4 protein-coding genes, 1 tRNA gene and 1 rRNA gene are annotated in these 13,220 nt (G+C 69.4%); 5 read left to right on the top strand and 1 reads right to left on the bottom strand.

From position 1 onward, the window contains the following. Positions 1-76 (top strand): 5S ribosomal RNA (gene rrf / locus IE140_RS35575); the annotation flags it as partial. Between the two features lie 173 nt (positions 77-249). Beyond that, positions 250-322: transfer RNA gene (locus IE140_RS35570), tRNA-Thr, on the top strand. A gap of 78 nt (positions 323-400) precedes the next feature. On the opposite strand, the gene IE140_RS35565 is transcribed toward IE140_RS35570, so the two are convergent. Then, the gene (locus tag IE140_RS35565) at positions 401-3,028 is read right to left on the bottom strand and encodes a SpoIIE family protein phosphatase (RefSeq protein ID WP_109180317.1); all 2,628 of its coding nucleotides are present in this window, start codon (positions 3,026-3,028) and stop codon (positions 401-403) included. Positions 3,029-3,429: 401 nt separating this feature from the next. Between IE140_RS35565 and IE140_RS35560 the strand changes: the two genes are divergently transcribed. The 3 genes from IE140_RS35560 to IE140_RS35550 all read left to right on the top strand — a co-directional run bounded on the left by IE140_RS35560 (position 3,430) and on the right by IE140_RS35550 (position 12,885). Then, entirely contained in the window at positions 3,430-8,889 is a 5,460-nt protein-coding gene (locus IE140_RS35560) for a HAMP domain-containing protein (RefSeq protein ID WP_189461078.1), read from the top strand. Between the two features lie 244 nt (positions 8,890-9,133). After that, positions 9,134-9,817 (top strand): response regulator, encoded by a 684-nt coding sequence (locus IE140_RS35555; RefSeq protein WP_006128007.1) that lies wholly within the window; start codon positions 9,134-9,136, stop codon positions 9,815-9,817. Positions 9,818-10,095: 278 nt separating this feature from the next. Continuing rightward, positions 10,096-12,885 carry a DNA translocase FtsK gene (locus IE140_RS35550; RefSeq protein ID WP_189461076.1) on the top strand — a complete coding sequence of 930 codons (2,790 nt, stop codon included), beginning with the start codon at positions 10,096-10,098 and terminating at the stop codon, positions 12,883-12,885. Positions 12,886-13,220: the final 335 nt, after the last annotated feature.

The raw sequence follows: 13,220 nt of genomic DNA, 5'->3' as shown, positions 1-13,220 counted from the left end.
GAACCCGGAAGCTAAGCCTTTCAGCGCCGATGGTACTGCAGGGGGGACCCTGTGGGAGAGTAGGACGCCGCCGAACAATCATTGCGGGAAGCCCCGTGCCCTTGTGGCACGGGGCTTTTCTGCGTTCCGGACCCGGCCTCGAACCCGGCCCCGGATCTGTATCTGCGGGCCTCACCCGCCCCGCCGATCGCGATTATGCGTATCCCCTGATCCCGTGTATGGTTTACCTCGTTGCCACAGAGCAGCGAGGCCCCAATAGCTCAGTCGGTAGAGCGTCTCCATGGTAAGGAGAAGGTCTGCGGTTCGATTCCGCATTGGGGCTCCGAACAACGAAAGGCCCCCGCCTCACGGCGGGGGCCTTTCGCGTTGAAGCGAAGCGGGCGGGAGTCGGACGAGAGAGTCAGACGAGAGGAGGCTCCGGGACGCGCATGGCCAGGATCGCCATGTCGTCCGAGGCCGGCTCGGCGGCGAAGCGTTCCACGGCCCGCAGGATGCGTGAGGCGACCGCTCCGGCCGTCAGGCCCGTACACGTCGACAGGACGTCCGCGAGGCCGTCGTCGCCCAGCATGCGGGTTCCCTCGCGGCGTTCGGTGACGCCGTCCGTGACGCACAGGAGGACGTCGCCGGGGTTGAGGACGACCTCCTCCTCGTACAGGTCGAGGTCGTCGAGCACGCCCAGCAGGGGCTGCGGCTCCGCGGCGGACTCCACGGAGCCGTCCTGGCGCAGGCGCAGCGGCAGCGGGTGGCCGGCGCAGACCACCTTCAGGAGGGCGCTGCCGTCCTCCTGGGGCCACAGCTCGCCGTACAGCAGGGTCAGGAAGCGGCTGCGGGCGCCCTCGTCGAGGATCGCCGCGTTGAGGCGCTCCAGGACCGCCGGGCCGCCGAAGCCCTCGCGGGCCAGCAGGCGCAGAGCGTGGCGCGCCAGACCCGTGACGGCAGCCGCCTCGGGGCCCGTACCGCAGACGTCGCCGATGGCGAAGCCGTACGCGCCGTCGCGGATCGGGAAGACGTCGTAGAAGTCGCCGCCGACCTCGTTGCCCTCGCCCGCGGCGCGGTAGATCACCTCGATCTCGACGTTCGGCACGTCGGGGAGGCCCGGGGGCAGCAGGCTGCGCTGGAGGGACTGGCTGATCGCCATGCGCTCCGAGTACAGGCGGGCGTTGTCCAGGGCCAGGGCGGCCCGGCGGGACAGGTCCTCGGCCAGTTCCAGGATCTCCTGGCGGAAGTGGTCGTCCGAGGGCTTCCCGAGCGTCAGCATGCCGATCACGCGGTTCCGGGCGACCAGTGGGAGGACGACCGTCTCGCCGCCGACGGCCTGGGCCGTGGCGAGCGTCGTGCGGGTGGCCGTGCTCATGCTCAGCGGGGCGTCGTGGGCGAGGCTGCGGGTCGACGTGGACAGGGCCGCGCGGTGGCCCGCCTCCGCAGGGGCGGCCCAGACGCGGGCGCCCGGGGTCGGGACCGGATCCGGCGGGGCGATCTTCGAGAGCAGGGCCTTGAGGCCGTCGATGAGGTCCTCGTCCTCGTGGAGCACGTACGAGAGGTACGGCTCGGAGGACTGGTCCGCGATCGTGTAGACCGCGCACCAGGTGGCCAGGGTCGGGACCGTCATCTGGGCCATGAGCGCCAGGGTCTGGTCCCGGTCGAGCGTTCCGGCCAGCAGGTCGGAGGCCTCGACGAGGAAGGACAGGGAGCCGCGGCGCAGCCGCTCCAGTTCGCCGAGGCGGGCGGACTCCACGGCCAGTGCGATGCGGTCGGCGGCGAACTGGAGGCGCAGGGCCTCCTCGTTCGAGTAGCGGCCGGCGCCCTCCGCCGCGACGCCGAGGGAGCCGGTGAGCCGCCCCTCGACCTTCAGCGGGACCGTGACGACCGAGCGCATCCCGGTGTCGGTGAGGAGCGGAACGGCGCCGGGGACGGCGGTCAGGTCCTCGTGGACGGCCGGCATGCGGGCGGAGCCGTAGCGTCCTGTTCCGGCTTCGACGGGGACCCGGGCGAAGCGCTGTCGGGCCGAGGGGAGGCCCGTCGTCGCGCGGACCTCCAGCTCCGTCTCGTCGTCGGTGGCCAGGAGCAGGAACGCGGCGTCGGCGTCCAGCATGTCGCGGGCCCGCTCTACCGTCCGCTGGAGGAGACCGTCGAGGTCGTCGGGGGCGGGGGAGCCGATGAAGACCTCGAACGGGTCCGTGGTGCGGCTGTCGGACGAGGCGTCGGAGACCGGGGCGCGAACCGGGGTCTGGAGGACGGCGCGTTCGTCGTCGCGGACGAGGAGGCAGACCGTGGACGGGTCGCCGTCGGTGTCGCGGACCCGCAGGTGCGAGGCGTAGACGGCGATGGTCCGGCCGTCCGCGCCGCGGATGCCGTAGCTGCCCTCCCAGCGGGAGAGCTGGAGGGCGTCGGCGATGCCGGTGTTGGTGCCCGGGGTGTGCGGCCAGGCCACGAAGTCGGTGAACTGCTTGCCCGTCACCTGCTCCGCGGTGTGCCCGAAGACGTACGCGGCGTCGTCGTTCCACGCGCTGATCGCGCCGGCGCTGTCGATCTGGACGACGGCGACCCGGATCCGCTGGTCGGTGACCGGGAGGAGAGATGTGGGCAGGACCGGGCCGGCGGATCGGATGCCCACGGGCCGGTCGGGCAGGTCCAGCTGGAACCAGACGTGCTTGCGGGTGGGGGAGTACTCGACGCCCCAGCGGGAGGCCAGGGCGGCGCAGAGCAGCAGACCGCGGCCGTTCTCGCGGTCCGGGCTGCCGAAGTCGAGGCCGCTGCTCTGGAGCGGGACCTCGCGTTCCGGATAGTGGTCGGAGACCTCGACGCGGACGCCGTCCTCGGTGCGCAGGCACAGGACGTCGGCCGCCGTCCCCGCGTGGATGACGGCGTTGGTCACGAGCTCACTGGTGAGGACGACGGCGTCGTCCACGACATCGTTGTAGCCCCACCCCTGGAGCGTGTCCCGGACGAAGGCGCGGGCGGTCGCGACCGAGCGCCCGACCGGTTCGAAGGTGGCGGCCGCGCGCGCGGTGATCACAGCACTCCCCATATTGGTGTCTCGTCGCTTCCCCGAGTCCTGTGCCCGTTTATCGCCGCTTCGATTCGCTTGCCAGGCTAGACGTATCTCATGGGTGCCGGGTACACGAGGGCCGAGTTCGGGACAAGTCGCCCCGGTGGTGGTGCGCGGGCGCACAAGTATGGACTCCCGGTGCAAGGGATGGGGGGTAACCGGTACAGGTTCCCCGCGGACCTGTTCCGGCCTGGTACGTTGCAACGATTTGACGTCCGCCCGGTCGCCCGTTGACGGTGTGCTGTGGCGGTGAGCCAAAGTGGAACTGGGCAAGCTTCCGGATAGGCCCGAGTGAAACGGTCAACCCCTGCGGGAGGGACACGGTGGAGTCTGGCGTGGCGGCGCAGGGTTCGAAGGCGCGTACAAAAGGCGGACAGTCCGTGAAAAAGCAGCGCAATGGCACCGTCGAAGTGGACGCGGCGGCTCTGAACAGAGTTCTCGCGGGCCTCGTGGCGATGCGCGACGGCAATTTCCGCAGGCGGCTCACCGTCTCGGGCGACGGCGTGATGACGGAGATCGCGGCGGTCTTCAACGAGGTCGCCGACCGGAATCTCCATCTCACCGGTGAGCTGGCGCGCGTACGGCGGGTGGTCGGGCGCGAGGGCAAGCTCACGGAGCGGCTGGAGACGGGCGCCTGCGAGGGTTCCTGGGCCGCCGCGATCGACGCCTCCAACGAGCTCGTCGACGATCTCGCGCGACCGGTCTCCGAGGTGGGCCGGGTCCTGTCGGCGGTCGCCGACGGTGATCTGGAACAGCGGATGGAGCTGCGTTCGCACACGCAGGACGAGACGGTACGGCCGCTGCGCGGCGAGTTCCTGAAGGTCGCCCGTACGGTCAACAACCTGGTCGACCAGCTGTCGGTCTTCACCGAGCAGGTGACCCGGGTCGCCGTCGAGGTGGGCACCGAGGGCAAGCTCGGGGGCCAGGCGCAGGTGCGGGGGATGTCCGGGTCCTGGAAGGACCTCACGGACTCCGTGAACACCATGGCGTACCGGCTGACGGCCCAGGTGCGGGACATCGAGCTGGTGACGACGGCGGTCGCCAAGGGCGACCTGTCGCGGAAGGTCACCGTCCATGTGGCCGGTGAGATGCTCCAGCTGAAGAACACCGTCAACACGATGGTCGACCAGCTGTCCTCGTTCTCCTCCGAGGTGACGCGCGTCGCCCGTGAGGTCGGTACGGAGGGCGAGCTGGGCGGTCAGGCGACCGTGCCGGGTGTGGCCGGGGTGTGGAAGGACCTCACCGACTCCGTCAACACGATGGCGGGCAACCTCACCTCCCAGGTGCGGGGGATCGCAGAGGTGACGACGGCGGTCGCCAGCGGTGACCTGACGCAGAAGGTCACGGTGAGCGCGCGCGGCGAGGTCGCGCAGCTCGCCGAGACGATCAACCAGATGACCGAGACGCTGCGGACCTTCGCCGACGAAGTGACCCGCGTGGCGAGCGAGGTCGGTGGCGAGGGGCTCCTCGGCGGTCAGGCGCAGGTGCCCGGTGCCGCCGGGACGTGGAAGGACCTCACCGACTCGGTGAACACGGTCTTCCGGAATCTGACGACGCAGGTGCGCGACATCGCGCAGGTCACCACGGCGGTGGCCAGCGGTGACATGTCGCAGAAGGTCACGGTCGACGTGGCCGGCGAGATGCTGGAGCTGAAGAACACCGTCAACACGATGGTGGACCAGCTCCAGTCGTTCGGTTCCGAGGTGACCCGGGTGGCCCGGGAGGTCGGCGTCGAGGGCCGGCTCGGCGGGCAGGCCGAGGTGCCGGGGGCGGCGGGGACGTGGAAGGACCTCACCGACTCGGTGAACACCGCGTTCCGTAACCTGACCGGCCAGGTCCGGGACATCGCGCAGGTCACCACGGCGGTCGCCAACGGTGACCTGTCGCAGAAGGTCACCGTGGACGTGGCCGGCGAGATGCTGGAGCTGAAGAACACCGTCAACACGATGGTGGCCCAGCTCTCCAGCTTCGCCGACCAGGTGACGCGGATGGCCCGGGACGTGGGCACCGAGGGCCGCCTCGGCGGTCAGGCGCGCGTGGACGGCGTCTCGGGTACGTGGAAGGAGCTGACGGACTCCGTCAACTTCATGGCCGGGAACCTCACCTCCCAGGTGAGGCAGATCGCTCAGGTGACGACGGCGGTGGCGCGGGGCGACCTGTCGCAGAAGATCGACGTGGACGCCCGGGGCGAGATCCTGGAGCTGAAGAACACCATCAACACCATGGTCGACCAGCTCTCCGCCTTCGCCGACCAGGTCACCAGGGTGGCCCGTGAAGTGGGTACGGACGGTCGGCTCGGCGGCCAGGCGCAGGTGCCCGGCGTGGCCGGAGTGTGGCGTGATCTGACCGATTCGGTGAACGGCATGGCGGGGAACCTCACCGCTCAGGTCCGTAACATCGCGCAGGTCGCCACGGCGGTGGCGCGCGGTGACCTGTCGCAGAAGATCGACGTGGACGCCCGGGGCGAGATCCTGGAGCTGAAGAACACCCTCAACACGATGGTGGACCAGCTGTCCAACTTCGCGGAGCAGGTGACGCGGGTCGCCCGCGAGGTGGGTACGGAGGGCATCCTCGGCGGTCAGGCCGAGGTGCAGGGTGTGTCCGGTACGTGGAAGGACCTCACCCAGTCCGTCAACGGCATGGCGAACAACCTGACCCTCCAGGTCCGCAACATCGCCGAGGTCACCACCGCGGTCGCCAAGGGCGATCTCTCCAAGAAGATCACCGTCGACGCCAAGGGCGAGATCCTCGAACTGGTCACGACCGTCAACACGATGGTCGACCAGCTGCTGAACTTCGCCGACGAGGTGTCCCGGGTGGCCCGTGAGGTGGGTACCGAGGGGATCCTCGGCGGTCAGGCGCGGGTGCGCGGGGCGACCGGCATCTGGAAGGACCTCAGCGAGAACGTCAACCTGATGGCCAACAACCTGACCAGCCAGGTGCGGAACATCTCCCGGGTCTCCTCCGCGGTCGCCAACGGCGATCTGACGAAGAAGGTCACCGTGGAGGCGCGCGGCGAGGTCGCAGAGCTGGCCGACACGGTCAACACGATGGTGACGACGCTGTCCTCGTTCGCCGACGAGGTCACGCGAGTGGCCCGCGAGGTGGGTACGGAGGGCGAACTGGGCGGCCAGGCCCGGGTGCCGGGAGTCGCCGGTACGTGGAAGGACCTCACCGAGTCCGTGAACTCGATGGCCTCCAACCTCACCGGCCAGGTGCGGCAGATTGCCACGGTCACCACCGCCATCGCCAAGGGCGACCTGACCAAGAAGATCGACATCGACGCCCGCGGTGAGATCCAGGAGCTGAAGAACACCATCAACACGATGGTCGACCAGCTGTCCTCGTTCGCCGAGCAGGTGACCCGGGTCGCCCGCGAGGTGGGCACCGAGGGGCAGCTGGGCGGCCAGGCGCGGGTGCGGGACGTGGACGGCACCTGGCGCGACCTCACCGAGTCGGTGAACGAGATGGCCGGGAACCTGACCCGGCAGGTGCGCGCCATCGCGGCCGTCGCCACCGCGGTGACCCGCGGCGATCTGAACCTCAAGATCGACGTGGACGCGGCCGGGGAGATCCAGGTCCTCCAGGACAACATCAACACGATGATCGCGAACCTGCGCGACACCACGCTCGCCAACAAGGAGCAGGACTGGCTGAAGGGCAACCTCGCCCGGATCTCCGGTCTGATGCAGGGCCGTCGCGATCTGGACGACGTGGCCTCGCTGATCATGAGCGAGCTGACGCCGGTGGTCTCGGCGCAGCACGGCGCGTTCTTCCTGGCCATGTCCCCGGGCGACTCGGACGAGGTCGGTCCGGACAACGGCGAGGACGGCTCGTACGAGCTGCGGATGCGGGGGAGTTACGGCTACTCGGCGGGCTCGATGCCGACCTCGTTCCGGCCCGGTGAGACGCTCATCGGGACGGCGGCCGAGGAGAAGCGGACGATCCAGGTGGACAACGTTCCGCCGGGGTACCTGAAGATCTCCTCCGGACTCGGTGAGGCGCCGCCCGCGCATGTGATCGTGCTGCCGGTGCTTTTCGAGGGCAAGGTCCTCGGGGTGATCGAGCTGGCCTCCTTCCAGCCGTTCACGCACATCCAGCGGGACTTCCTCAACCAGCTCGCCGAGATGATCGCGACGAGCGTCAACACGATCAGCGTCAACACCAAGACCGAGAAGCTCCTTGAGCAGTCGCAGGAGTTGACCGAGCAACTGCGGGACCGCTCGCAGGAGTTGGAGAACCGGCAGAAGGCCCTCCAGGCGTCCAACGCAGAACTGGAGGAGAAGGCCGAGCTGCTGGCCCAGCAGAACCGCGACATCGAGGTGAAGAACACCGAGATCGAGGAGGCGCGCCAGGTACTGGAGGAGCGCGCCGAGCAGCTCGCGGTCTCGATGCGCTACAAGTCCGAGTTCCTGGCGAACATGTCGCACGAGCTGCGCACCCCGCTCAACTCGCTGCTGATTCTGGCCAAGTTGCTGGCGGACAACGCCGAGGGCAATCTCTCGCCGAAGCAGGTGGAGTTCGCCGAGACGATCCACGGGGCCGGTTCCGACCTGCTCCAGCTGATCAACGACATCCTGGACCTGTCCAAGGTCGAGGCGGGCAAGATGGACGTCAGCCCGACCCGGATCGCCCTGGTCCAGCTGGTCGACTACGTGGAGGCGACCTTCCGCCCGCTCACCGCGGAGAAGGGTCTCGACTTCTCCGTACGGGTCTCGCCGGAGCTTCCGGCCACCCTGCACACCGACGAGCAGCGGCTGCTCCAGGTGCTGCGCAACCTGCTCTCCAACGCGGTGAAGTTCACCGACAGCGGTGCGGTGGAGCTGGTGATCCGGCCGGCCGGCGCGGATGTGCCGAACGCGATCCGGGAGCATCTGCTGGAGGCGGGTTCGCTGCGGGACGCGGACGCCGACCTGATCGCGTTCTCGGTGACCGACACCGGGATCGGGATCGCGTCCAGCAAGATGCTGGTGATCTTCGAGGCGTTCAAGCAGGCGGACGGAACGACGAGCCGGAAGTACGGCGGCACCGGTCTCGGTCTCTCCATCAGCCGGGAGATCGCCCGGCTGCTCGGCGGCGAGATCCATGCGGCGAGCGAGCCGGGACGGGGCTCGACCTTCACCCTGTACCTGCCGCTGCACCGCGCCGAACTGCCGCCCCAGGGCTACCCCGCGGTCGGTTCCGGTTCCGCCGAGGTGCTGGGTGGCGCCGGCGAGATGGGGCAGGCGCAGTCGCCGCAGGGCCAGTCGGCCCCGTACGGCGACCCGGCCAACTCCGCCGGAGTGTTCCGCAGGCGGCGCAAGGCCTTGGGGGACTCGGCCCGCAAGCCCGCGCTGCCGGCCGGCCGCACGACGTCCGAGAGCGCCCCGCAGCAGGAGGAGTGGGTGCAGGGGAGCCAGGGCGAGAGCCAGGGTCAGGAGCAGGGCGCGGCGGCCGAACCGGCGCCCCGGCGGACATTCCGCTTCCGGGGCGAGAAGGTGCTCATCGTCGACGACGACATCCGTAACGTCTTCGCGCTCACCAGTGTGCTGGAGCAGCACGGACTCTCCGTGCTGTACGCGGAGAACGGTCGTGAGGGCATCGAAGTCCTGGAACAGCACGACGATGTGACGGTCGTGCTGATGGACATCATGATGCCCGAGATGGACGGGTATGCGACGACGACCGCGATCCGGCGGATGCCGCAGTTCGCCGGGCTGCCGATCGTCGCGCTCACCGCGAAGGCGATGAAGGGCGACCGGGAGAAGGCCATCGACTGCGGAGCTTCCGACTATGTGACGAAGCCGGTCGATCCTGATCATCTGCTTGCGGTGATGGAGCAGTGGATGCACGGAGAGTGATCGAAGATTGAATGAATTGACGTGAATTGTTGACCGACTGTGCTCGAACGGGTGTGAACGCGCTGTATTCGGGGAACCTTCTGGTCTCCCACCGCGTTTGCGGTATGTGCACAGTGACATCGCGGTGACAGGGTGTGGTGACGGGCGGGGTGCGGCTACCATGACCGGCACAAGGACGGACGGCGCAAGGGAGTCGTCCCCTGGGGCGGCACCCGGTGCATTTCCGGGGCGAGGAGGGCGGGCCATGGTGCAGAAGGCCAAGATCCTCCTGGTCGATGACCGGCCGGAGAATCTGCTGGCGCTGGAGGCCATCCTCTCTGCGCTCGATCAGACACTGGTGCGGGCATCGTCAGGGGAGGAGGCGCTCAAAGCGCTGCTCACGGACGATTTCGCGGTCATTCTGCTGGACGTGCAGATGCCGGGCATGGACGGTTTCGAGACCGCCGCCCACATCAAGCGGCGGGAGCGGACCCGGGACATCCCGATCATCTTCCTCACCGCGATCAACCACGGTCCGCACCACACCTTCCGCGGGTACGCGGCCGGTGCGGTGGACTACATCTCCAAGCCGTTCGACCCCTGGGTGCTGCGGGCCAAGGTCTCCGTCTTCGTCGAGCTGTACATGAAGAACTGCAAGCTCCGTGAGCAGGCGGCTCTGTTGCGGCTCCAGTTGGAGGGCGACGGCCACGCGGGCGGCGAGCACGAGAAGGAGCCGGCCGGTCTGCTGGCCGAGCTCTCCGCACGGCTCGCGGCGGTCGAGGAGCAGGCGGAAGCGCTCTCCAAGCAGCTCGACGACGAATCCGCGGACGCCGCGGCGGTCGCCACCGCGGCTCACCTGGAGCGCAAGCTGACCGGTCTGCGCCGCGCGCTCGACGCGCTGGAGCCGGGCACCGGCGGGGGCGCGGGCGTCCTGCCCGCACAGGGCTGACATCCCCGGCCTCTCGCTGTGAAGCGGCGTCAGTTCCTTGCCGCCCCGCGGCGACACGGACGGGTGAACCGTAGGGGGTGTCTTGCCGATCATGCCGGGCTCGCGTGCCCTGGCACCGCACCTCGCGGCGTTGTCGTCGGTCGGCATGGCTCCGCCATGACTCCCTCCTCCGCCTTGCGATGCACGGCACCAGACCCCGCTCCCTGATCCGGCCTGATCGGCAAGACACCCCCTAGGCGAACGTGTTCACGGGCGACGACAGCGGTAACCTCGGCACCATGGCCTCACGTACGTCCGGCAAGGGTTCCCAGGGCACGGCGGGCACCGCGAAGCGCGTCGGCCGTACTTCAGGCCCGGCGAAGAAAGCCGCGCCCGCCAAGAAGACCGCGCCGAAGAAGTCGGCTGCCCCCGCCAAGAAGGCTCCCGCGAAGAAGGCGGCGGCCAAGAAGCCCGCGCCCAAGCCCGCGCCGTCACCCACCGGGGGCGTGTACCGGCTGGTGCGCGCTCTCTGGCTCGGTACGGCACACGGCGTCGGTGCGGTGTTCCGATCGATAGGGCGTGGCGCCAAGGGACTTGACCCCGCCCACCGCAAGGACGGGCTCGCACTGCTGCTGCTCGGCCTGGCGCTGATCGTCGCCGCGGGCACCTGGTCCAATCTCCAGGGGCCGGTCGGCGAGCTGGTCGAGATGCTGGTGACCGGCGCCTTCGGCCGGCTCGACCTGCTCGCGCCGATACTGCTGGGCGCGATGGCGGTGCGGCTCATCCTGTACCCGGAGCGGCCCGAGGCCAACGGCCGTATCGTCATCGGGCTGTCCGCCCTGGTCATCGGAGTTCTCGGCCAGGTACACATCGCCTGCGGTTCGCCGGGCCGGGACGCGGGCACCGAGGCCATGCAGGACGCGGGCGGGCTGGTCGGCTGGGCCACGTCCAAGCCGCTGATCTTCATGATGGGCGAGGTGCTCGCCGTACCGCTGCTGGTGCTGTTGACCGTGTTCGGGCTGCTCGTCGTCACCGCCACCCCGGTCAACGCCATTCCGCGGCGGCTGCGTCAGCTCGGCGTCCGCCTCGGCATCGTCGAACCCGCCCCCGAGGAGATCGACGGGTACGAGGACGACGAAGAGCGCTACGACGAACAGTGGCGCGAGGCGCTGCCCGAGCGGACCCGTCGGCGCGGTGCACGGCGCACGGACGCCGACCCGGTCCACGACCACGACCAGGCCGAGGAGGAGGCGCTCACCAAGCGCCGCCGGACCCGCAGGCCCTCCGCGCAGCCCGCGATGAACCGGCCGCTGGACGCGGTGGACGTCGCGGCCGCCGCCGCTGCCGCGCTCGACGGGGCCGTGCTCAACGGCATGCCGCCCTCGCCTGTCGTCGCCGACTTGACCCAGGGCGTCTCCGTGGACCGGGAGCGCACCGGGACGCCCGTGCCCGGGGCCCGGGAGGCCGAGGGGGAGGAGCGCCCGAAGCCCGGAGTCCGGAAGTCCGCCCCCGCGCCCGAGGGCGGCGAGGAGCGGTCGGGCGGGGTGCCCGACCTGACCAAGCCCGCCCCCGAGTCCTCGCCGGGGCTGCCCGCCCGCGCCGAACAGCTCCAGCTCTCCGGCGACATCACGTACTCCCTGCCCTCGCTCGACCTGCTGGAGCGCGGCGGCCCCGGCAAGACCCGCAGCGCCGCCAACGACCGCGTGGTCGAATCGCTCACCACCGTCTTCACCGAGTTCAAGGTGGACGCCGCCGTCACCGGCTTCACCCGGGGGCCCACCGTCACCAGGTACGAGGTGGAGCTCGGCCCCGCGGTGAAGGTCGAGAAGATCACCGCCCTGACCAAGAACATCGCCTACGCGGTGGCCAGTCCGGACGTACGGATCATCTCGCCGATCCCGGGCAAGTCGGCGGTCGGCATCGAGATCCCCAACAGCGACCGGGAGATGGTCAACCTCGGCGACGTGCTGCGCCTGGCCGAGGACGACGACCCGATGATGGTGGCCTTCGGCAAGGACGTCGAGGGTGGCTACGTCATGCACAGCCTGGCGAAGATGCCCCACATGCTCGTGGCCGGCGCCACCGGCTCCGGTAAGTCGTCCTGCATCAACTGCCTGATCACCTCGATCATGGTCCGGGCCACCCCCGAGGACGTACGGATGGTCCTCGTCGACCCCAAGCGCGTCGAGCTGACCGCGTACGAGGGCATCCCGCACCTGATCACCCCGATCATCACCAACCCCAAGAAGGCCGCCGAGGCCCTGCAGTGGGTCGTGCGCGAGATGGATCTGCGCTACGACGACCTCGCCGCCTTCGGCTACCGGCACATCGACGACTTCAACAAGGCGGTACGCGAGGGCAAGGTGAAGCTCCCCGAGGGGAGCGAGCGCGAGCTGTCCCCGTACCCGTATCTGCTGGTGATCGTCGACGAGCTCGCCGACCTCATGATGGTCGCCCCGCGCGACGTCGAGGACTCGATCGTCCGCATCACCCAGCTCGCCCGCGCGGCCGGCATCCACCTCGTGCTCGCCACCCAGCGGCCCTCGGTCGACGTCGTGACCGGGCTGATCAAGGCGAACGTGCCCTCCCGGCTCGCCTTCGCCACCTCCTCGCTCGCCGACAGCCGCGTCATCCTCGACCAGCCCGGCGCCGAGAAGCTCATCGGCAAGGGCGACGGGCTCTTCCTCCCGATGGGCGCCAACAAACCCACCCGTATGCAGGGCGCCTTCGTCACCGAGGACGAGGTCGCCGCCGTCGTCCAGCACTGCAAGGACCAGATGGCCCCGGTCTTCCGGGACGACGTCGTCGTGGGGACGAAGCAGAAGAAGGAGATCGACGAGGACATCGGCGACGACCTCGACCTGCTCTGCCAGGCCGCCGAACTGGTCGTCTCCACCCAGTTCGGATCGACCTCGATGCTCCAGCGCAAGCTGCGGGTCGGCTTCGCCAAGGCGGGCCGGCTGATGGACCTGATGGAGTCCCGCTCCATCGTCGGACCCAGCGAGGGATCCAAGGCCCGGGACGTCCTGGTGAAACCCGACGAGCTCGACGGGGTGTTGGCCGTCATCCGCGGGGAATCCGCTCCCTAGGTCCTGTCGTCAAACTGCCGTCTGCCGCGCGACGCCTGGCACGCACGCTCGCTGCGTTACCGAAATGCCCTGGTAGCTCCTTCCCCAAGCTCTCAACTGCGTTCGAGCGGGGGAGGCCCCATCCAAGACCATTCCGGCGCCTTGCGATCGCACGCACCAGACGCCGCGCGGCCGCCCTTCGGGCGACGACGGCAGTTTGACGACAGGACCTAGTAGGGCTTTGTTACGTCTCTGGGCAAGTAGTCGCTCTGGTGGTTTCCTGCTGGTATGAGGGTGGATGAACTCGTTTCGTGCAGGGGCCGGTTGGAGGAGTTTGCCGGGGAGGTGTTCGCGCC

The sequence above is a fragment of the Streptomyces parvus genome (genome assembly GCF_014648875.1).
GTDB classification, from domain to species: Bacteria; Actinomycetota; Actinomycetes; order Streptomycetales; family Streptomycetaceae; genus Streptomyces; species Streptomyces parvus.
Note: the sequence above shows the minus strand (reverse complement) of the source record. Positions and strands in the feature narration are given on the sequence as shown.

Bases quoted from the DNA above. Each gene is read 5' to 3' on its own strand.
- IE140_RS35565 (WP_109180317.1), bottom strand. From the start codon at position 3,028: ATGGGGAGTGCTGTGATCACCGCGCGCGCGGCCGCCACCTTCGAACCG.
- IE140_RS35550 (WP_189461076.1), top strand. From the start codon at position 10,096: ATGGCCTCACGTACGTCCGGCAAGGGTTCCCAGGGCACGGCGGGCACC.
- IE140_RS35555 (WP_006128007.1), top strand. From the start codon at position 9,134: ATGGTGCAGAAGGCCAAGATCCTCCTGGTCGATGACCGGCCGGAGAAT.